The organism is Actinoplanes cyaneus (assembly GCF_016862095.1).
Lineage (GTDB): Bacteria > Actinomycetota > Actinomycetes > Mycobacteriales > Micromonosporaceae > Actinoplanes > Actinoplanes cyaneus.
The window spans coordinates 59,508-80,974 of sequence record NZ_BOMH01000022.1 but is presented as its reverse complement, the minus strand read 5'-3'; the positions used below and the strand labels follow the sequence as shown (position 1 = coordinate 80,974).

Below are 21,467 nucleotides of genomic sequence, written 5' to 3'. Positions count from 1 at the left end.
GGCGCTGATCCGGACCCGGCCAGCGGCGCAGATTCGGCCACCGGCGCTGATCCGGACCCGGCCAGCGGCGCAGATTCGGCCACCGGCGCTGACCCTGAGGCAGCCACGGGCGTCGACTCGGAGTCAGCCACGGGCGTTGACTCGGAGTCGGCCACCGGCGCTGACCTGCCCGGGCGGCGGCCTCCTGAACTTACGGGCGGGGACGGTTGTCGACGATGCGGCGCGCCTTGCCGACCGAGCGCTCCAGCGCGGCCGGCGGCACCACCTCCACCCGCACGGACACGCCCACGTTGTGTTTGATCAGCTCTTCGAGGGTGCCGGCGGCGCCGTCCACGGGGCCGGCGGACCGGGACTCGACCCGCACGGTCAACTCGTCGAGGCGCGCCGGGCGGTCGAGCACGCACTGGTAGTGGGGCGCCAGCCCGGGCACCCGCAGGATCAGCTCCTCGACCTGCGTCGGGAAGACGTTGACGCCGCGCACGATCATCATGTCGTCGGTGCGGCCGGTGACCCGTTCCATCCGGCGCATCGGGCGGGCCGTGCCGGGCAGCAGGCGGGTCAGGTCGCGGGTGCGGTACCGGATGACCGGCATCGCCTCCTTGGTCAGCGACGTGAACACCAGTTCGCCCGGCTCACCACCGGGCAGCGGAGTCCCGGACGACGGATCGATGATCTCCGGGTAGAAATGGTCCTCCCAGACGTGCAGCCCGTCCTTGGTCTCCACGCACTCCTGGCTGACACCGGGACCCATCACCTCGGACAGCCCGTAGATGTCGACGGCGTCCATGTCGAGCCGGGCCTCGACCTCGCGGCGCATGTCCTCGGTCCACGGCTCGGCGCCGAACATGCCGACCTTCAGGCTGGTGGTACGCGGGTCGACGCCCTGACGGTCGAACTCGTCGAGGATCGTCAGCATGTACGACGGGGTGACCATGATGACGTCCGGCTCGAAGTCGACGATCAGCCGGACCTGCCGCTCGGTCATGCCGCCGGAGACCGGGATGACGGTGCAGCCCAGCCGCTCCGCGCCGTAGTGGGCGCCGAGGCCGCCGGTGAACAGGCCGTACCCGTAGGCGACGTGCACGCGATGCCCGGGACGTCCCCCGGCCGCCCGGATCGACCTGGCCATCAGGGCGGCCCAGGTGTCCAGGTCACGCTGGGTGTAACCGACGACGGTGGGACGGCCGGTGGTGCCGCTCGACGCGTGGATCCGCGCTATGCGCTCGCGGGGGACGGCGAACATGCCGTACGGATAATGGTCTCGGAGGTCCTGTTTGGTGGTGAACGGGAAGCGTCGCAGATCGTCGAGCTCGAGGCAGTCGCCGGGGTGCACGCCCGCCTCGTCGAACTTCCGGCGGTAGAACGGGACGTTGTCGTAGGCGTGCCGCAGGGTCCAGCGCAGCCGGGTCAGTTGCAGGGCGCGCAGCTCGCCGGGGGAGGCGGTCTCGATCGGGTCGAGCATCGGATGCTCCCTCCGGCGCCGCGTGACAGTTGCCCGCCTGTCACGTTATTACAGACCGATCGGTTGGTAAATGCCGGAGGCGCGGCGCGGCACCGGAGCGCCGCCTCAGGTGCTGGAGGCGGCGGACGACTGCTGGGCCTGCCAGATCGCGATCTGGACCCCGACGACGAAGACCTGCAGGGACAGCGGGAGGCCGGGCAGGTCCGCCTCGATCGCCCCGGTCCAGGCGCTGGTGCGCTGCATCGAGCCGGCCGGGACACCGCCGATCAGCAACTCCTGCCGGTTGCCGAAGAACGAGGTGCGACGGAACTCGTAGACGTGCCCCTCCGCCTGGACCGTCCAGTGCTTGCGACCGGCCCGCTCGACCAGGGCGATCTCGGTGCCGGCGTCGTCGAACATCCGGTACTTGGTGCCCCAGCCGTTGGCCCGCACCTCGAACCGGTGCCCGTCGATCGTGAAGTCACCGCCGCTGCGCCACCACGACGGATCCCAGACGGTGACCGGGCGGCCGTCCGACTCGATCTCGTAGCGGCCGCGCCACATGCTCGTTCTCCTGGCCGTCAACATCCCCCGAGCGTAGCCACGCCACGCGACACCGGCACGGCGGAGAGCCGGCCGGACCGGGCCGCGTTGCCGGAGGGCGGGCTCAGCGGCCGGCGGCACGGACGTCGTCGAGACGCCGGGCGAGGAAATCCCGCTCCACCTCGTTGCCGGTCAGGGCCAAGGCTTCCGCGTACGCCGTCTCCGCCTCCGCCCGGCGCCCGAGCCGCCGGAGGAAATCGGCCCGGGCCGCGCTCAGATACCCGTACGTCGCCAGGGCCGGCTCGTCGAGCAGCGGCGCCAGCGCCGTCAGCCCGGCCTGCGGCCCGTCGCGCATCCCGATCGCCACGGCCCGGTTGAGCGCGACGACGGGCGACCCCGGCCACATCCGGCCCAGCACGGTGTAGAGGCCGGCGATCTCGGTCCAGTCCGTCCGCTCCCAGCTCGGCGCCTCGGCGTGCACCGCCGCGATGGCCGCCTCGACGGCGTACCGGCTCAGTGGCCGCCGCCGCAGCGCCTGGGTGAGCAGCGCCGAGCCCTCGGCGATCAGCCCGGCGTCCCAGCGGGACCGGTCCTGGTCGCAGAGCAGCAGCAGCCGCCCGTCCGGCCCGCGCCTGCCGTCCGCCCGCGCCTCGTTGAGCAGCAGCAACGCCAGCAGCGCGCCGACGTCGGCGTCGCCGGGCATCAGCAGGCGCAGCAGCCGGGCCAGGTCGACGGCGCCGTCCGTGAGGTCACGCCGGACGAGGGCGGGCCCGGCCGGTGCGGTGTGCCCGGTCGTGAAGATCAGATGTACCACCTGCAGCACCGCGCCGACCCGCTCGCCGAGCTGGTCGGCGGCCGGCACCCGGTACGGGATCCGCGCCGCCGCGATCTTCCGCTTGGCGCGCGTGATCCGGGCCGCCATCGCCGGCTCGCGCATCAGGAACGCGCGCGCCACCTCCGCCGTGGACAGCCCGCAGACCAGCCGCAGCGTGAGCGCGACCTGCGCCTCACGCCCCAGCGCCGGATGACAGCAGGTGAAGATCAGCCGCAGCCGGTCGTCGCCGCCCGGATCGTCCCCGGGCCCGGCCGTGGTCGCGTCGACGACCAGCAGCGGCAGCATCCGGCGCAACCGGGTCTCACGGCGCACCACGTCGAGGGCGCGGTTGCGGGCGACCCGGCTCAGCCACGCCCCGGGCCGCTCCGGCACGCCGCTCTCCGGCCAGACCCGCAAGGCCTGCGCGTACGCGTCCTGGGTGCACTCCTCGGCGAGGTCCAGGTTCCGGGTGAGCCGCACGGTGGTCGCCAGCACCTGCGCCCAGTCGCGGCGGTGCGCCGAGGCGACCGCCGCGACCACGTCGTCGTTCACCCGTGGAACACCACGGGCCGGATCTCCACGGCGCTGTGCGAGGCGTGCACCTCGGGCAGCAGCGCGGCCAGTCGCAGCACCTCGTCCAGGTCGGCGGCCTCGACCAGGTAGTACTCGCCGAGCGCCTCCTTGGTCTCCAGGAACGGGCCGTCCGTGGTGATCGGCTCGCCGGTCACGCCGGCGCGCAGGGTGGTGGCGTTCGGCGCGAACTCCAGCTCCTCGCCACCGGCCACGCGCGGGCCGGCCGCCTCCCGGAACGCCGCGTGCCGCGCGTCGTGAGCGGCCCGCTCGTCCGGTGTCATCGCCTCCCACTGCGCGGCGTCGCCGTAGATCAGCAGCATGTACTTCGCCATGAGGTCGTTCCCCTCGGTCGGGATCATTCACCCTACCGACGAACGGGCCGCCGCCCGGATCGACAACGGACCGCGGGCGTCACCCGAAAGCTCGACATCCGTGGCGACGCGAGCGGCGCGAAGCGCATTTCGAGATGGCGAACCCGCAGGTCACGTACGGTCCGGGAGTCTAAACCCGATCATCGAAGGAATCTTGCCGTGGATGAGAAGCCTCAGATCTGTTCCCCGTACGCACGTCGCGTGCCCCGCTCGGTGTCCGACCAGGTCGCGGTCGAGGAGCGCGTCGACAACGTGCGGATCGGCGCCGCCTGTTTCCACGGCGCGTCCGCCGCGGTGGAGCGCATGCGGTTGTGGGACAACGGCCGCGTGCTGCGGGTCCGGTTCCTGGACGGCGACCCCGTGGTGCAGTCCCGGGTGGAGGCCATCGCCATGGAGTGGGAGCAGGTCGCGAACCTGTCCCTGACGTTCGGGCGTGACCGCGACGCGGAGATCCGGGTCTCCTTCGCCGAGGAGGGTTTCTCCTGGTCGGCGGTCGGCACCGACGCGCTCACCACCGACGCCAGGCAGGCCACCATGAACTTCGGGTGGCTCTACGAGAACACCGGCATGCGCGAGTACCAGCGGGTGGTCCGGCACGAGTTCGGTCACGCGCTCGGCATGATCCACGAGCATCAGAGTCCCGCGGCGGGCGGCGTGATCCCGTGGGACCGGCCGAAGGTCTACGCGTACTACGCCGGGCAGGGCTGGAGCCCGGAGGACGTGGACCACAACATCTTCGAGCTCTACAGCGAGGACTCGACGAACCACACCACGTACGACCCGGCGTCGATCATGCAGTATGCGATCCCGGACAGCCTGACGATCGGGTCCTTCGCGATCGCCGGGAACACCGAGCTGTCCCCGATGGACCGGCAGTTCATGGGCCGGCAGTACCCGCGGGGCGGGCCGGGCCTGCGCGAGCTGGTGGTGAACGGCGACGCGATCAAGGCGGACCTGGCACTGAGCGGCGAGGTCGACACCTACCACTTCACGGTGACCGAGCCCGGGACGTACGTCATGGAGACCACCGGCCCGAGCGACACGGTGCTCCTGCTGCACGGCCCGAGCGACCGCGGCGCGGTGCTGGCCTTCGACCGCGACCGGGGGCTCGGCCGCAACGAGCGGATCGTGCGGACGCTGCTGCCCGGCGAGTACTGGCTGTCGGTGCGGCACAGCGACCCGGACGCGATCGGCACCTACGCGGTGTCGCTGCAGACCCGCTGACCGAGGTTCACGCACCGGGCAGGCGGGAGGCCCGCCCGGTGCGGGAGCCGGGGAGAGCGCGGGTGCTGGACGGCCTGTCCTCCGCTCGCGCGGAGGTCCCCGAATCGAACGGAAAAGAAGGAAGCACCCGCATGGCCCCGGCCCCCGCTGCTCACGCGGGGATCAACTCGTGCAACCTGTCCAGCGTGTAGATCTCCGATCCCGCCGGCAACCCCTCGGGTGCCTCGAGACCGACGAACGTGACCGGCTCCTCCGGCAGCGCACCGTCCCACATGAGCACCGGCGCCTTGGCACGCCAGCGGTCGATCAGGTACGCCATGGTCAGGTACTCCCGCTCGACCAGCGCCCGCACCCGGTCGGCCGTGCTGAACGCGTTGCCCTCCACTTGGTTGAACGCCGGGCGCCCACCGAGGTAGAGGTGCAGCCACACGGCCTCCCACCCCTGCGCGACCCTGGCGAAGACGATCGGCAGCGCGACCCGCCCCGGCCCGCGCATCGCCGAGCGGGCCCGCACGGTCCGCGGGTCGAACGGCGCGCCACGCTGCCCGGCCGTCCGCGTCTGGTAGCCGAACATCGACTCGGCGACCTCGTCGAACGACTCGCCGGAGTAGATGTTGACCTGCGGAACCACGTACGCCCCGGTGATCGTCAGCGGCACGTCGATGAACTCCGTCGCACCCTCCGGTGCGTCGGTGAGGTCACCGGAGTGCACCGCCCCGTCGTGGTGGTAGTTCGTCCACGACACCTGGCCGGCGGTGTGGAACGACTCGTCGAGCAGCAGCACCGACAGGTCGAAGTCGGTGCGCCGGCTCGTCTGCCGCCAGTACGTGAAGAAGCGCAGGAAGTCACCGGAGACCGCCGCCCGCGAGCCGCGCGGCAGCACCGCGAAGCCGCCCTCGGCCGCCTTCCCGGACAACGGCAGCGCCACGCCGAGCACCGCGGGATCGACCAGCAGCGGCCGTTCCGCCTCGGGCAGCCGCGCGCCGATCGCCGCGTCGAGCAGCCCCGACACCTCCTCGACCAGCCCGGACGGCAGCGGCGGGCGTTCGTCGCGCGCCACCCACGCCCGGCGCGACCGGTTCACGTACATCCGGGCCGGAGCCGGCGTCAGCCGGTTGACGACGTGCTCGCGCAGCGACAGCAGCACCCGGCCGGACGCCGAGCCCAGCGCACCGGACAGCGAGGTGACGACGGCGGACCGCTCGGACTCCGGCGCGAGCCGCAGCAACCTGTCCGCCGAGCGCAGCAGCTGACCCGGCGCGGCCGACAGCACCGTCGCGGCCGAGCCGATCGCCCCGGCCCGGAACGCCGCCTCGGCGCGACCGGCTACGGTGCGGACCCGGCGCTCACCGCGCGCGACCGCGAACACCGCCTGCGCGTGCGGCCACCCGCCGAACTCGTGCGGGTGCAGCCGCTCGCCGAGCCGCTTCCACCGCTCGCCGTACCGCCCGACATCACCCAGCTTGGCCGGGCTCGCGCCCACGATCGCGTCGAGCGCGGCCAGCAGGATCCGCCGCTCCGGGCGCCGAAACGAGCGGAACCGGGTCGGCTCCGCGAGGGACACGTCACCGCCGGAGACCTGGCAGGCCAGGCGCAGCACGTCGGTCGTGGTGTCCACGGCCACCAGGGGGCGGCCGAGCACCAGGCGGACGCCGTTGAGCACGGCACGGTTCTCCCGCACCGGGATCTCGGCCGGCTGCTCGCCGTCCGCACAGGCGGCCGCCAGCTCGCTCAGGATCGCCAGGCCGGCCTCGCCGTGCGGCGTCGCGCTCCCGGCCAGGGCCAGGTAGAGCCGGTGCGCCTCCACCCCGGCGCTGTCACCGAGATGCAGCACGGTCAGCCGGTCACCGGCCGAGGCGATCAGCTCGTCACGGCGGGCGAGCATGTCGGCGTACGTGTGCTGGTAGGTGCCGTACCCCGGAAGGCCGAGCAGGTCGATCGTGCCGGAGGTGACCGCGTCCCGGATCTGCTCGTCGCTCGCCGTGCCGCCGCCGACGAGCACGGCCGCGTGCAGCCGACCGGCCCAGAACTCGACGGTGTCCGGCACGCCGGCCGGGAAATCGATGAAGTACGGGTTGTGCCGCACGTGGTCGCCGGCCAGCTCGCGCACCGTGGAGACCACCGTGGCGGCCAGGTCCATCGCCGGGCCCGGCGCGAGCCCGCCGACGTGGTCGAGCAACGCCCGCGACGCGCAGAACCCGGCGTCGAGCAGCGTCGCGTCCAGCTGCCGGGCCACTGCCGAACCGTCACCGGCGGCACCGGCGCTTGCCGGCACCCGCAACGTCGTCTGGATGATGATCTTCTCGAGCATGCGGTTGCCCCCGTTCGGCGTTTGACGTGGGCCGCCGGGGACTCGAACCCCGAACCCTTCGATCCATGAGGAGAAGGAAGTGCCTCCATGCCCGCTCATGCGGAGAGCGGACGCACTGACCATCCGAATGCTCTGCCAGTTGAGCTAACGGCCCGGAGAGGATCCTTCCACGCTCGCTCGCGGCGAGGCCAGCGAGTTATCGCCCGGCGGGCGAGGCCGGGGTGGTGACGGCCGGTCGTGGGTTGTTGCGCTGTTGCTGCTGGTCGTTGATGCGCTTCTGCTTCTGGAAGGCGCCGTAGACCGCGATCGCGGCGACCACGATGGCGACCGCGCCCACGCCCGCGACGACCGCCGGCCAGATCCGCCGCCGTTCCCGCCAGCTCTGCCGTGACCCGTGCAGCAGCGCCGCGCGCAGCTGACGGCGGCGCAGGCTGTCCGCCTCCAGCAGGTACCGCTCGGCGTGCGGCCGGGGCAGGTCACCGGGCGGCCGGGGCAGGTCACCGGGCGGCCGGGCCGGTGCCGTGCCGTCCTCGCCGGTCCAGGAGTTCACGAGGGCCTGCCGCGTCCCGGTGGCCGGGGCAGAGCCGGCGGCGGCGGGAGCGGGTCGTGGCGTCGCACGGACGCGACCCCGCGGGCGTTGACCGCTGCCGGAGGCGCCGGGACGGCGCGCGTGGCCTGGCCCGGGTCGGCGACGGCGCCGGCGATCCGCAGGTACGCCTCCCGGGTCGCCGGCCGCAGCAGATCGGCGCGCAGCAGCTCACCGCGGGCCAGGTACGGATCGAAGGGCACCGGGATCAGCCGGGCGGGGCCGAGCCCCAGGCCGGCGTAGAGCCGCCGCGCGGTGTGCCGGAACTGCCGGGCGGTCAGGCAGACGACGGCCACCACGATGGTGTCGAGCCGCTGCGGGTCCAGCCGGTGGATGCGCCCCAGCGTGGTCCGCAGAGCGGCCGCCGCGTCCGGGTACGGCGTGGTGACCACCACCGTCTGGTCGGCGCGGGCCAGCACCGACTGCCCGGCCCAGTCGATGTCGTTGCCCAGGTCCGCGAGGGTGAAGCTGAACCGTTCCTTGAGGTGGTCGAGCAGCTGCACGACCTGGCGGCCGGGCGCCGGCCCGAACCACGGCAATCCGTCGACGACCCCGAGCCTGCCGTCGAGCATCAGCGGCCCGGCCGGTGACCCGCCGTGCCCGGGCTGCGGCTGGCAGTCGGCGACGGTCGGCGCGGCGCGGCCGGCCAGCCGCTGGCCGATCGAGGGCGTGCCGTGGCGGGCGTCCACCACGGCGGTCAGGTCGGTGCGCAGGGCGGCCAGGGTGAGCGCGGCTCCCAGCGCGGTCGTGGTCGCCCCGACCCCGCCCTTGCCGGCGATGAACGCCACCGTCCGGCCCTCCCGGCGGCGGGTCCGCACCCGGGCGACCAGGTCACGCTCCTGGTCCATGGCGGCGGCCGCGCCCGGCTGGACCAGGCCGAACGTCACCGCGCGGACGGCCCGGTGCAGCCGCGGCGGGAGCACGACCGGCGGTGTCACCGCGGGCGGGGCCGACGCGGGGCGGAAGTCAGCTGGCCGGCCGGGCACCCCGGCCGGTTGGCTCCCGCCGAGCGGCCGGTTCAGCACGCTGCCGATCCTCGCCTGCGCCGGCGCGGCGCCGGTGAACTGTGGCGGCGGCGCGGGCAGGCGATCGGCGGACGGCGGGCGCGCCCCTGTCCGGCCCGCGAACGGCACCGGCGGCGGGGCCACCGGATCCAGGCCGAGCACGGCCGGGTCGATGCCCATGCCGGCCAGTTCCGCGGCCGCTGCCTGCGCGGACCGGCGCTCGTGGTCCGGCGACGGCTCGTCGTCGAGTTCCGGTATGTCGTCCACCTCCCCGGGTGGTCCGTGGTCAGCCGGCGAGCCGGCCCACCCAGTCGTAGACGCCGATCGCCCCGGCCATCAGCACGAGCATGGTGACCACGACGAGCTGTTCCAGCCGGTTGAGGGACTGCTTCACCCGGGCGCCGGTCACCTCGGACAGCGGCACGGCGCTGACCGCCAGCACGATCATCGTCGCGACGGCGCCGAGCAGCAGCAGGTGCGGGCGCAGGGCCGGGGTGCCGAGCACGTACCCCAGGGCCTGCACGACCAGCACCACCAGCCCGGCCAGCCGTAGCGGCAGGATCGACGGGACCCGGGAGAACGCCCGGGACCGCAGGATCAGCGCGAACCCGGCGGCGACGCCGAGCCAGCGGTCCCAGGTCGTGCCGCGGGCCAGCAGCGCACCGCACACGGCCGCGGTGACGGCCGCCGCGAACAGTCCGCCGTAGAACAGGTCCCGGCTCTGCCGGAACCGCTCGCCGATCTCGTCGGCCGAGACCGCACCGAAGTGACGGACCCGGAAGTCCGCGCCGGCCAGCCCGCCGACGGTCAGCGACAGCCGGGGCATGACGCCGACGGTCAGCACGGCCAGGACGACGAGCAGCCGGACCCCCGTGACGGGATCCTGCCCGGCGAGCCCGCAGGCCGCCACGACCACACCGGAGACGTCCAGCAGCAGCCAGAAGGCGAGGTGGGCGGTGGCGTGCGGGCTCACGGCCCGGGCGAGGCAGGCCACCGTCAGGCCGCCGAGCAGGGCGATGGCGACATCGGTGGACGGCAGCCACGGGCCGAACCCGGCGGTCAGCCAGCCGGCGAGCGCTCCCCAGAGCGTGCCGGTGGCGAACATCAGGGGCGCGGCGATCCGGTGTCCCCGCTGGTCGGCCCACCGGCCGGCGCCGGCGCAGAGAGCGGCCAGCAGGAAGGCGCCGGCGAGCGCGTTGCCGTCCTGCGCGGCGCGCGCCTGCGGCACCGCGGTCAGCGCGGCGAGCCCGATCGCGGCGGCCAGCAGCGCGAACGTCTCCGTGGTGCGCGGCTCCCACACGTGGCCGGCGGCGTCCACGAAATCCTCGACCGCGTCGCGGACGTCCTCCACGTAGGCCGGTCGCGGCGCCGCGGCCGTGGAACGCAGCTCCAGGACGTCGCCGTCCACGACGCCGCTGTCGACCAGGGTGCGCGCCGGGTTGATGGCCGGCCCGCCGACCCGCGCGATGCTCCACGCCGCCGGGGTGAGCGAGTCCTCCGCCGGGGCGCACAGGCGCAGCAGCTGCGGCATCAGGTCCGCGACCGGGAGGACGGTGGGCAACGCGAGGTCGACCCGCCGGGCGCCGCTCACCAGGGTGACCCGACTGTACGCCGTTGGCACGCTCGGGCTCCGTCCGTAAGTAGAGGGGTACCGATGTCACGCTACGGTATTACTGCCACCGCGCGAAGGATCTTGATCGTCGTTGAGCTGCGGCAATCACCATAGCCGCATCGACGATTATGATCACCCGGCACGCCGACACGGGGAGCACATGACCACGACCCTGGTGAAACGTCCGGCCCGGACGATGCCCTCCGACGTCCCCTCGGCCGAGATCGTGATCGCCGATCCGCCGAAACCGCAGGCCGCGCCGCCCACGGCCGCCAGCGCCTCGATGGTGATCATGCCGGTGATCAGCGGCGCGGGCTCGCTGCTGGTGGCGATCACCAATCCGGGCCGGCCGCTGTTCGCCGCCGCCGGGCTGCTCTTCCTGGTCGCCTCGGTCGCGCTGGGCGGCGTGATGATCTTCGGCCAGCGCAGCGGTCCGCGGCGGATGCTGCGCGAGGCCCGCGAGCGGTACCTGGACTACGTCGAGGACCTGCGCCGGCAGTTGCGGGCCACGGTGGCCGCGCAGAAGGCCGACGGCGAGTGGCGCCACCCCGATCCCGCCCGGCTGCTGGACATCACCCGGATGCACGCCCGGCGCTGGGAGCGGCGCGCCGCCGACGACGACTACCTGGTGGTCCGGGCCGGTCTCGGCGACCGGCCACTGGCCACGACGCTCACCATGTCCGCCGACGAGGGGCCGCTCAACGAGTTCGACCCGGTCTGCCTGGAGGCCGCCAGGGCGCTCCGCGCTCGCTACAGCAACCTGCACGACCAGCCGGTCTGTGTGGACCTGCGGGAGATCGGCGTCCTCAGCGTGGTCGGCGACCGCTCCTGCGGGCGCGACCTGGCCCGCTCGGTCACCGCCCAGTTGCTGGCCTTCCATTCCCCCGAGGACGTACGGATCGCGGTGGTGCGATCCTCCACGCATGCCGCGGAATGGGAGTGGCTCAAGTGGCTGCCGCACGCCATGCACCCGAGCGCGCTGGACGGCGACCTCCCGGCCCGGCTGATCGCCACGACCGTGCCCGCGATGGCCGAGCTGCTCGGCGCCGAGCTGGAGGCCCGGTTCGACGAGCACCAGCGCCGCCGGGGCCGGCGGGCCACCCAGCGCGACCACATCGTGATCATCGTGGACGGTGAGAACCTCAACGGGGTGCAGGGGCTCGAGCCGCCGGAGCGCGGTGTCTCCCTCGCGGACCTCGGGATCCACCTGGTGCTGCTGCTCGGCCACCGGCGCGAGGAGCCGGAGGAGGTGCACGCCCGGATCCTCGTCGACGACGGCGGCCGGGCCCGGCAGGAGTGGTCCGGCGACGAGTTCGTGGTGGACCGTCCCGCCGAGGGCCTGCCGGCCGCGCTCGCCCGGCAGTGCGCGCCGCTGCGCCTGGTCAGCGAGGAGACCTCGGGCACGCTCACCGGCACGGTCGGGCTGCCCGAGATCCTCGGCGTGCCGGACGTGGCGGCCCTCGACCCCCGGGTGACGTGGCGCTCCCGGGTGCCGCGGGAGCTGCTGCGGGTGCCGATCGGGGTGGGCGGCTCCGGGCACGCGGTGATGCTGGACCTGAAGGAGTCCGCGCACGGCGGGATGGGGCCGCACGGGCTGATCGTCGGCGCGACCGGCTCCGGCAAGTCCGAGATGCTGCGCACGCTGGTGACCTCGCTGGTCATCGGGCACCCGCCGGAGCAGCTGGCGCTGATGCTCGTCGACTTCAAGGGCGGCGCCACGTTCGCGCCGATGGCCGCGCTGCCGCACATCGCCGGGATGGTCACCAACATCGAGAAGGACCTGACCCTGGTCGACCGGATGCGCGACGCGCTCTACGGCGAGATGCGCCGCCGCCAGGAGATCCTGCGGGCCGCCGGCAACCTGCCGAACGTGACCGCCTACCAGGCGCTGCGCGACGCGGGGGAGCCGCTGGACCCGCTGCCGCACCTGCTGGTGATCATCGACGAGTTCAGCGAACTGCTGACCGCCAAGGCCGACTTCGCCGAGCTGTTCGTCGCGATCGGGCGGATCGGCCGGTCCATCGGGGTGCACCTGCTGCTGGCCACCCAGCGGCTGGAGACCGGCAAGATCCGCGGGCTGGAGTCCCACCTGTCGTACCGGATCAGCCTGCGCACCTTCTCCGAGGCGGAGAGCCGGGAGGCGATCGGGGTGCCCGACGCCTACCACCTGATGCCGGAACCGGGTGTCGGGTACCTCAAGGTCGACACCACGGTCTTCGAGCGGTTCAAGGCGGCCATGGTCTCGGACACCTACACCGCGCCGCAGGACGTGCCGGACGCCGTCGTGCCGGTCGTGCCGTACCTGGCGGTCAACGGCCTCGGCCGGTGGCTGGCGGCCGGCGCCGAGGCCGTGCCGGTGCCCGGTCCGGACGGTTCGCGGCCCGTCCCGGCCGGCCGGCGCAGTGTGCTCGACATGGTGGTGCGGCGGCTGTGCCTGGCCGAGGCGCCGCCGACCAGGCCGGTCTGGCTGCCGCCGCTGCCCGCGGCGCTGCCCTTGGACCAGATCCAGGAACCCGCCGAGCTGGCCCCGGCCGGCACCGTCTCGGCGCTGCTCGGCCTGGTCGACGATCCCGCCGCCCAGCGGCAGTTCCCCCTGGAGTGGGACTTCACCGGCGGCGGCGCGAACCTGCTGGTGGTGGGCGCGGTCCAGAGCGGCAAGAGCACCCTGCTGCGCACGCTGGTCTCCTCGATGGCCCTGCGGTACGCGCCGGGCGACGTGGCGTTCTACGTCATCGACTACGGCGGTGGCAGCCTCGGCCCGCTCGCCGGCCTGCCGCACGTCGCCGGCGTGGCCACCCGGTCCGACCCGGAGCGGATCACCCGGACGGTCCTGGAGGTCGCCGGCGCGGTCGAGTCGCGCGAGGAGCTGTTCCGGGAGCACGGGTTCGACTCGCCGGGCGCGTTGCGGGAGGCGCGGACGGCCGGCCGGGTCGACGCCGCGGTGCCCGGGACGATCCTGCTCGTCGTCGACGGCTGGGGCAGCTTCCGGGAGGATTTCGACCTGCTGGAGGCCCAGGTGGGCGAGATCGCCGCGCGCGGCCCGAACTACGGGGTCCACGTGCTGCTCTCGATCGGGCAGACCATGCAGGTCCGGATGCGGATGCAGGCCGCCTTCGGGGGCCGGCTCGAACTGCGGCTCAACGACCCGTTCGACAGCGCCTTCGACCGCAAGGCCCAGGAACGGCTCGACAAGGCGATCCCCGGCCGCGGCCTGATCGAGGGCAGCCTGCAGTTCCAGGTCGCGCTGCCCCGGGTGGACGGCGTCGCCGCGACCACCGAGCTCGGCGCCGCCCAGCGCGACCTGGTGGCACTGGCCCGGCAACGCTGGCCGCGCGGCGCCGTCTCCCCGGTGCAGGTGCTGCCCGCCCGCGTGCTCCAGCGCGACCTCCCGCCGGTGGACCCCGCCCGCGGCCTGGTCCCGGTGGGTATCTCCGAGCGGCAGTTGCAGCCGGCGGCGGTGGACCTGACCCGCGGCGACCCGCACCTGCTCGTCTACGGCGACGGGGAGAGCGGCAAGTCCAACCTGCTGCGCGTCATCGCCGACGGGTTCCGGCAGCTCTACCCGCCGGAACGGCTCGGGGTGGTGGTCGTCGACTACCGGCGCGGCCTGCTCGGCGCGGTGCCGCAGGAGTACCAGCTGGCGTACTGCGGCACCCCGCAGCAGACCCTGGCGGTGGCGCAGGAGGTGGCGGCCTCGGTGACCAAGCGGCTGCCCGGGCCGGAGGTCACCGCCGAGCAGCTGCGGCAGCGCAACTGGTGGAACGGCCTGGAGGTGCTGGTCGTGGTCGACGACTACGACCTGGTCGCCAACTCCTCGGGGAACCCGCTGCTGCCCCTGGTCGACCTGATCGCCCAGTCCCGCGACGTCGGCCTGCACCTGGTCCTGGCCCGGCGCACCGGCGGCATGTCCCGCGCGATGCTGGACCCGCTGATCCAGCGGCTCAACGACGTCTCCACCCCGGGATTCCTGTTCTCCGGCGACCGCATGGAGGGCCGGCTGATCAACGGCGTGGCCTCGCAGCGGCTGCCGGCGGGCCGGGCCCTGTACGCCACCCGGGGCGGCGGCTTCCAGCAGATCCAGGTGGCCATGGCGACGCCGCCCGACTGACCCGCGGACGGCGGACGCGCGGACGGCGGACGCGCGGACGGCCGCCCCGCCGGTGCGGAACGGCCGTCCGATCAGCTCATCCGGGCCTCACCCGGAGGCGAGGATGGTGCGGGCCATCTGACCGCCCTGCCGGAACGTGTCGCCGACCTGGTTCGTCGAGCCCTGGAACTGCTGGGTCGCCTGGATGTGCTCGTCGATCAGCCGATCGGCGATCTTCATCACGGCGTCGTGTTCCTCGCTGCCGAGGCCGCCGTCGAAATTCGAGATGGCGATGGAAACGTGTTGCTTGAGCGTTTCGCGGTAACTCTCGATGTTCGCGGCGTGCGTACTCTGATCGGCGGAGAGTTGATCAATAGTGCCGAATTCGGCGCGGAGCTGGTTGCTGGCCATCGCTTCAGGTTTCCTTTCCGGGGAAATGCGGCACAGGGTCAGACGTTGATGGGCCGGCTGACCGCCGACACGTTGCCCTCGACGGTGCTCTGGGTTCCCGACTGCGCCGTGTTGGCGTCGTCGTCGGCGGAGACGAGCGTCTTCTCGCCGCGGGACGCGCGGACGGCCTGCTCGGCGATCCGGTTGGCCAGCTGGGTGAGATTGCCGCTGTGCGTGCCCGCCACGTTGGTGAAGGTGGAGCCGGCACTGCCGATGAGGCCTCGCTGCGAGGCATCCATCTTGCCGGTGAACGACCGCGACTCGCTCGCCTTGTCGTCGGCCACGCCCTCATAGCCCTGGGCCGACCGGGTCAAGGTGCCGACGTCGTTGAGGTTGACGAAGTCTCCCACTTGAGCGTTCCTTTCCTCTTCGGAGGCAGCCTCGTTGATCAAGGCGGTGCGCTTTCTGCGCTTGCGAACTGAGCCGACCGTACCGCCGGTCCGCCACCTTCGAGGGACTCCGGAAGCATTCTTGAGCAAGGTTTTCGGAGAATGCTCGAACGGCCGTGAACCCGATCGCGATGACCGGTGTTCACTATGGTTGGACGGGTTCGACCATCGGATTCCGTCAATGTTGATCACCTATTCGGGGAGGCCGCCGTGAGACCTGGCGAGGGAGGCGGGGCGGGGATGGCCCCGTTCGACAAGCACTCGGCGAACACCGGGGAGATCGAGGCCCGGGCCGCCGACTTCGAGCGGCTGGCCGGTAAGGCGCTGGATCTCAGGACGGTCACCGACAAGGCGTTCCAGCCGGCCGAGGCGGACTGGGACGGCATGTGCGCCGAGGAGCTGAAGGCGGCGCCGGAGCCGGTGCGGCGGGCGGCGCAGGAGACCTCGTCCGCGCTCGCGTGGGTGGCCGCGCCGCTGCGGTACTGGGAGGGCCGGGTCACGGCCTTCAACGCGGCGGTCGACCGGATCGCCGGCGCCCTGGACGGCGCCGCCAAGGACGATTTCGGCGCAACGGGCCCGGCCGGGACGGCCCCCACCAGCCAGCAGGTCGCCGACGCCCGTTCCGAGGCCATGGCCGACGCGCGCCGGCAGTGGTGGGTCGCGTACAACACCGACATCGTCGAGGGGTCGAGCACCGCCGCCGGCATGCTCCGGGACGGGCCGACCGAGGTGAACCTGAAGGCCGCCCGCGACGCCGGCGCGCTGCCCGTCACCCCCGGGGTGTTCACGGTGTTCCCGGCGTACTGGCACACCGTGAACATGGAGGCGGCCGCCGGACGCGCCGACGAGCTGGCGAAGAAGATCAAGGATCCGACGTACGTGCCCACCGCCGCGGAGCTCGAGGAGCTGCGCAACCTGGTGCGGGATTACGGCAAGGACAAGGTCTTCGCCTACAACTTCCTCGACGACCTCGGACCCAAGGGCCTGCTGGAGCTCAACGGGACGCTGGCCACCTACCAGCTGGACAACCCGGGCAAGGACGTCTCCGACGGGGTCGTGTTCGACGCCGGCACCGCCGACCTGGTCCGCGATCTGCAGATCGGCCTCGGCGTGGCGCTGGCCACCGCGACGAAGACGACCGGGACCAGGAGCGGTCCGCGCGGCGAGAACTACTACCCCGGCAAGTACGAGCTGTCCAGCCAGTGGACCACCGACCTGATGATCGCCGGGCGCCAGAAGATGACCATCGGCGATCCCGGCAGCGTCGCGCGCTACGCCGAGGGCGTCTACGGCTACCAACTGCTCGGCCCGCTGCTGCGCAACGGCGACTACGACGCCCGGTTCCTGGCCCTCGTCGGCGGGGACATCGTCGACTTCGAGATGTCGCAGGGCAAGAACAGCGCGCTGTGGACCGAGGCCCGCGGCGAGAACCTGCGCCTGGACTGGACCCAGGGTTACGAGGACAACACCGTCCCGGCCGGCTACGACCCGGTGAACGCGCTGATGGACCAACTGGCCCGCAACGGCGAGGGCACCCGCGACCTGTTGACCGACCTCAGCACCTACACCACCGACGGCCCCAAGGACGGCCGCCTGCCCCGGCTCGACTACCTGCTCACCGACCGGAACTGGGACGCCACCGCCGACACTCCCGGCGGGCCCGGCTGGCAGCGGGAGCTGCTGGAGCACAAGGACGACTACAAGAACACCGCCCTCGACAAGTTCGGCACCGCCCTCGAGGAGGCCACGGTCCACGAGTCCACCCCGGAGTCCCGGCGCATCGTCGCCTCGATCATCCACGAGGTCAATGTGGACGAGCAGGCGCAGGGCTATGCCAACGGCGAGGACCCCGGGACGGGCGGCAAGGCCGCCGACTTCGCGGCCACCGACCTGATCAACCCGGATCTCCGCGACTCGCTGGGCAAGATCACCGCGGCGTACATCACGGATGTCAACCTCAACATCAGCGACGGGCACCCCGTCGACGAGTCGACGCACTTCAGCGTCGAGAAGCAGGAATACGTGGTGCGTTTCCTGGCCGACCTCGGCAAGGACGAGGGCGCGCGTGCCGACATCACCGGTGCCGAGGCCGTGTACGCGGCGCACGAGTACCACGAGATCCTCTCCGGCAACCGCACCCCGGGGGACGGCATCGACGGGTACCTGCGCGGGATGGAGGTCGTCTCGCAGAACTACGGCAGCGTGGTGGGCGCTCTCGACGTCGGCGCCACCTCGGCCCACAACGTGACCAGCGCCGAGCAGGACGCCAAGTTCAACGAAGGGGTCGAGAAGCGGTACGCGATCATCGGCAAGGTGGTCGACGAGCTGGTCGGCAAGGCGACCGAGAAGATCCCGGTGCCCTTCGTCGGCGACTTCATCGGCGAGAAAGCCGGCGATCTGGTCTCCGACGCCGAGGACGAGGCGAAGCAGGACAACGGCGGCCGGACCGCCTTCGAGAACGGCGTGACGCTCGGCGCGGGCCGTCACGACGCTGTCGACATCGCCGAACTGTCGCTCTACAAGAGCGGCAAGCTCGAGAACCTGCCGGCGGTCCTGCTCGTGAACGGTGAGCCGAAACCGATCGACGAGTGGTCCGAACGGGACCAGCAGGCCTGGAACCGCTACAAGGCCGAGTACGGCCAGAGCACTGTCGGCAACGCCGCCAAGAACGCCGGGAACTCCTACCAGGCCGGCTACGACTGGGCGAGCAAGATCGCGAATGGCGGCAGTGACGCCCCGAAGGGTGGGAACTAGTGCCGTCCCACGCAGGGCGCCCAGCAGAACGGTTACGAGCGAGCGAAGGGAATCGTCGAGTGAGAATCCGGCTGAAGGTGGTCGCCGCCGCAGTCGTCGCGGTGGCGGCAGGGCTCACGGCGGTGGGCTGCTCCGGCGACGACCCGCCCGCGGGCAGCACGACGTCGCCGGCCACACCGAGCAGCGCTGTGGCCCTGTCGATGACGTTCGACGAGGCGAACCGGAAGCTGCCGATGGACGGAACCAAAGACCTGCCGATCACCTGGGAGGTGTCCGGCGCGCAGGACACCGACCTGGTTCTCGCGGCCCGGCGGAGCCTGGCCTTCATCTACTGGGAGCAGGCCTCGACCGTCTGGGCCCCGATCATCCCGCTCGGCCGGTACTTCTACACCGAGGAGCACTACCAGAAGCTCCTGGCGCCGTACGCGAACGCGATCGAGACCAACCCGCTGGCCGGTCGTCTCTGGGTCAAGTACATGGGAGCCGAGAAGACCGGTCCGGACGAGACGACCGTGACGTTCTGCGACGACATCGGTTTCCTGCGCTCGGCCGAACAACCCAGCCCTCCGGCCCGGCAGCAGCGGTGGAACCTCGAGTCGTACCGGATGAAGAAGGTCATGACGGGCGACGGCGAGAGCCACTGGCTCGCTGACGGGCTGATCGACAATGACGGAAAACGTGAGGCGAAGTACGGCGCGCAGTGTGCGGCGTGGGCCAAGCACAAGCCGTGACGGGCGGCCGCTCGAACGGCCGTGAACCCGATTGCAGTAGCCGGTGTTCACTATGGTGAGGCGGGTTCTGCCATCGGGTTCCGTCAATGTAGATCATCTTGCGGGGAGGCCGGCATGAAACCGGGCGACGGGGGAGGGGCCGGGATGGCCCCGTTCGACAGGCACTCGGCGAACACCGGGCAGATCGAGGCCCGGGCCGTCGACTTCGAGCGGCTCGCGGGCAAAGCACTGGACCTCAGGACGGTCACGGACAAGGCGTTCCAGCCGGCCGAGGCGGACTGGGACGGCATGTGCGCCGAGGAGCTGAAGGCGGCGCCGGAGCCGGTGCGGCGGGCGGCGCAGGAGACCTCGTCCGCGCTCGCCTGGGCGGCCGCGCCGCTGCGGTACTGGGAGGGCCGGGTCACGGCCTTCAACGCGGCGGTCGACCGGATCTCCGGCACCCTGGACGGCGGTGCGAAGGACAACTACGGCGCCAAGGGCGTGGACGGCAAACCGCCCACCGAGCAGCAGGTCGCCGACGCCCGGTCGACCGCGCTGGCCGACGCCCGGCAGAAGTGGTGGACCGCCTACAACACCGACATCGTCGACGGGGCCGGCACCGCCGCCGCCATGTTCCGGGACGGGCCGACCGAGGCGAACCTGAAAGCCGCCCGGGCCGCCGGCGCGCTGCCCGCCACGCCCGGGGTGTTCGCGGTGTTCCCGGCGTACTGGCACCAGGTCAACATGGAGGCGGCCGGCCGGCGGGCCGACGAACTGGCGAAGAAGTTCATCGACCCGTATTACCAGCCCACCGCGGCCGAGCTCGAAGAGCTGCGGAAACTGGTGCAGGACTACGGCAAGGACAAGGCCTTTGCCTACACCTTACTCACCGCCCTCGGCCCGAAGGGGTTGCTGGAGCTCAACGGCAAGCTGGCGCTCTACAACCTGGACACGCCCGGCGCGACCGACGAGCACACCCCGCTGTTCGACGAGAAGGGCGCCACGCTCATCCGGGATCTGCAGCTCGGCCTCGGGATCGTCCTGGCCACTGCGACGACGTCCACCGGGACCAGAACCGGGCCGCGGGGCGAGGGCTACACCCCCGGCAAGTACGAGCTGTCCGGTCAGTGGGTCACCGATCTGATCGCCGCCGGACGCAGCAAGATCAAGATCGGCAGCCCCGACAGTCCCCTGACCAACGTCGATCTGTTCGGTTATCAGCTGCTCGGCCCGCTGCTCAGGAGTGGTGGCTACGACACACCGTTCCTGACCCGGATCGGCAGCGACATGATCGACTTCGAGATTGCCCAGGGTAAGAACAGCGCGCTCTGGACGACGAACCGCGGCGACAACGTCCGCCTGGACTGGACCCAGGGGCATGACAAGTCACCTGCCGGCTACGACCCGATGACCGGCTTGATGACCGCGCTGTACTTCAACCCCGAAGCGACCCGGGACATCCTCACCGGATCCGTCCTCTACGACGGCACGACCGAGGGTGGCCGGCTGACCCGGCTCGACTACCTGCTCACCGACCGCGAATGGGATCCGAAGAACGACGTGCCCTTCGGTGCGGAGTGGAGATACGAGATCGACGCGCACGGTGGCGACTACAAGAGCCAGGGCCTCGAACTGTTCGGCGCGGCCCTCGAGAACGCCACCACCGACAAGGACGGAGACCGGGCGGAACAGCGGCGCATCGTCGAGTCGATCATCTTCGAGACCAACATCGACGAGGACGGCCACAGCAAGATCGGCGCCGACATCATCCACCCGGAGATCCGCGATTCGATGGCGAACATCGTCAAGTCGTACATCTTCGACGTCAACCGGAACCTCTCCGACTCCTACAGCGGGATCCCGGACGGGGCCCTCAACGTCAAGAAGGCGGACCTGGTGCGCTTCCTCATCGACATCGGCAAGGACGAGGGCGCGCACAAGACCGTGTCCGATGCCGAGGCCGTCTTCGCGGGGACGGAGTATGCCAAGGCTCTCCAGAATCCGGAGATCGCCGGCGACCACAAGCTGGAAGCGCTGAACAACATCTCGGACGACTACGGCCACGTGCTCGGCGCCCTCGACCTCGGGGCGGTCACCGCCGACCACGACACCAGCGCCGAACAGGACGAGAAACACAACAAGGAGGTCGAGGACCGTTACGCGGTCATCAATTTCGTGGCCGACCAGGTCGTGGGCAAGGTGACCGAGAGGATCCCGGTGCCGGGTGTCGGCGACCTGGCCGGCGAGTTCGTCAGCTCCGCACTGGAGGACGCCCAGGAGAAGGCGATGGTCGACAGTTCGGGCCGGTCCGCCTTCGAGATCGGCAACAAGCTGGGCGACAGCCGTGACGCCGTCTCCTACCTCATGGATTCGGTGTACTACAAGAGTGGCGTGCTCGACCTGGAGGGTACCGGGCTGCTCGTGGACGGGCACCCGAAGCCGAGGGAGGAGTGGACGACCGAGGACTACCGGGCCTGGGACAAGTTCAAGAGAGGGGCCGGTGTGGAGGTGGCCTCCGCTGACAACCATGCCGCGGGCGCCTATCAGGCCGGTCTCGGATGGGCGGAAGCGACCTACCGGCATCAGAAGTGAGAGTTG

At 71.9% G+C, this 21,467-nt stretch carries 15 protein-coding genes and 1 tRNA gene; 5 read left to right on the top strand and 11 right to left on the bottom strand.

Annotated features, from left to right (window positions below; all coding sequences use genetic code 11):
- Positions 1-190: 190 nt before the first annotated feature.
- From paaK to Acy02nite_RS15630, 4 genes are all read right to left on the bottom strand, one after another.
- The gene (gene paaK, locus Acy02nite_RS15645) at positions 191-1,462 is read right to left on the bottom strand and encodes a phenylacetate--CoA ligase PaaK (protein ID WP_203741230.1); all 1,272 of its coding nucleotides are present in this window, start codon (positions 1,460-1,462) and stop codon (positions 191-193) included.
- Between the two features lie 105 nt (positions 1,463-1,567).
- Positions 1,568-2,005, bottom strand: a complete 438-nt coding sequence (locus Acy02nite_RS15640) for a hypothetical protein (protein ID WP_239174862.1) — start codon at positions 2,003-2,005, stop codon at positions 1,568-1,570.
- A 103-nt stretch (positions 2,006-2,108) separates the two neighbouring features.
- Positions 2,109-3,350: an RNA polymerase sigma factor gene (locus Acy02nite_RS15635; RefSeq protein WP_425548166.1), complete on the bottom strand. Its 1,242-nt coding sequence runs from the start codon at positions 3,348-3,350 to the stop codon at positions 2,109-2,111.
- Positions 3,347-3,730, bottom strand: a complete 384-nt coding sequence (locus Acy02nite_RS15630) for a YciI family protein (protein ID WP_239174860.1) — start codon at positions 3,728-3,730, stop codon at positions 3,347-3,349. The genes Acy02nite_RS15635 and Acy02nite_RS15630 overlap by 4 nt, the downstream gene beginning before the upstream one ends.
- A 171-nt stretch (positions 3,731-3,901) precedes the next feature.
- On the opposite strand from Acy02nite_RS15630, the gene Acy02nite_RS15625 reads away from it, so the two are divergent.
- On the top strand, positions 3,902-4,966 hold the full coding sequence (locus tag Acy02nite_RS15625) for a M12 family metallopeptidase (protein WP_203741223.1): 1,065 nt from the start codon (positions 3,902-3,904) through the stop codon (positions 4,964-4,966).
- Positions 4,967-5,117: 151 nt separating this feature from the next.
- Here the strand turns inward: Acy02nite_RS15625 and Acy02nite_RS15620 are convergent, their stop codons facing one another.
- From Acy02nite_RS15620 to eccD, 5 genes are all read right to left on the bottom strand, one after another.
- The gene (locus Acy02nite_RS15620) at positions 5,118-7,277 is read right to left on the bottom strand and encodes a TerD family protein (protein ID WP_203741221.1); all 2,160 of its coding nucleotides are present in this window, start codon (positions 7,275-7,277) and stop codon (positions 5,118-5,120) included.
- Between the two features lie 27 nt (positions 7,278-7,304).
- A tRNA-OTHER gene (locus tag Acy02nite_RS15615) sits at positions 7,305-7,431 on the bottom strand.
- Between the two features lie 42 nt (positions 7,432-7,473).
- Entirely contained in the window at positions 7,474-7,827 is a 354-nt protein-coding gene (locus Acy02nite_RS15610; protein ID WP_203741219.1) for a hypothetical protein, read from the bottom strand.
- Positions 7,824-9,134 (bottom strand): MinD/ParA family ATP-binding protein, encoded by a 1,311-nt coding sequence (locus tag Acy02nite_RS15605; RefSeq protein ID WP_203741217.1) that lies wholly within the window; start codon positions 9,132-9,134, stop codon positions 7,824-7,826. The genes Acy02nite_RS15610 and Acy02nite_RS15605 overlap by 4 nt, the downstream gene beginning before the upstream one ends.
- 19 nt (positions 9,135-9,153) lie before the next feature.
- Entirely contained in the window at positions 9,154-10,488 is a 1,335-nt protein-coding gene (eccD, locus tag Acy02nite_RS15600) for a type VII secretion integral membrane protein EccD (RefSeq protein WP_203741215.1), read from the bottom strand.
- A gap of 151 nt (positions 10,489-10,639) precedes the next feature.
- Here eccD and eccCa point away from each other — a divergent pair, with 151 nt between their 5' ends.
- A complete protein-coding gene (eccCa, locus tag Acy02nite_RS15595) occupies positions 10,640-14,587 on the top strand; it encodes a type VII secretion protein EccCa (protein WP_203741214.1) in 3,948 nt (1,315 codons plus the stop codon).
- Between the two features lie 87 nt (positions 14,588-14,674).
- Here the strand turns inward: eccCa and Acy02nite_RS15590 are convergent, their stop codons facing one another.
- Together Acy02nite_RS15590 and Acy02nite_RS15585 are read right to left on the bottom strand one after the other, a co-directional pair.
- The gene (locus Acy02nite_RS15590) at positions 14,675-14,977 is read right to left on the bottom strand and encodes a hypothetical protein (protein ID WP_203741213.1); all 303 of its coding nucleotides are present in this window, start codon (positions 14,975-14,977) and stop codon (positions 14,675-14,677) included.
- Positions 14,978-15,015: 38 nt separating this feature from the next.
- A complete protein-coding gene (locus Acy02nite_RS15585; protein ID WP_203741212.1) occupies positions 15,016-15,366 on the bottom strand; it encodes a hypothetical protein in 351 nt (116 codons plus the stop codon).
- A 279-nt stretch (positions 15,367-15,645) separates the two neighbouring features.
- On the opposite strand from Acy02nite_RS15585, the gene Acy02nite_RS15580 reads away from it, so the two are divergent.
- The 3 genes from Acy02nite_RS15580 (at position 15,646) to Acy02nite_RS15570 (ending at position 21,461) form a co-directional block, all read left to right on the top strand.
- Positions 15,646-18,159, top strand: coding sequence for a hypothetical protein (locus tag Acy02nite_RS15580; RefSeq protein ID WP_203741211.1), 2,514 nt, complete (start codon positions 15,646-15,648; stop codon positions 18,157-18,159).
- Between the two features lie 59 nt (positions 18,160-18,218).
- Positions 18,219-18,890, top strand: a complete 672-nt coding sequence (locus Acy02nite_RS15575; protein ID WP_239174857.1) for a hypothetical protein — start codon at positions 18,219-18,221, stop codon at positions 18,888-18,890.
- A gap of 144 nt (positions 18,891-19,034) precedes the next feature.
- Positions 19,035-21,461, top strand: coding sequence for a hypothetical protein (locus Acy02nite_RS15570; protein WP_203741210.1), 2,427 nt, complete (start codon positions 19,035-19,037; stop codon positions 21,459-21,461).
- Positions 21,462-21,467 lie beyond the last annotated feature (6 nt).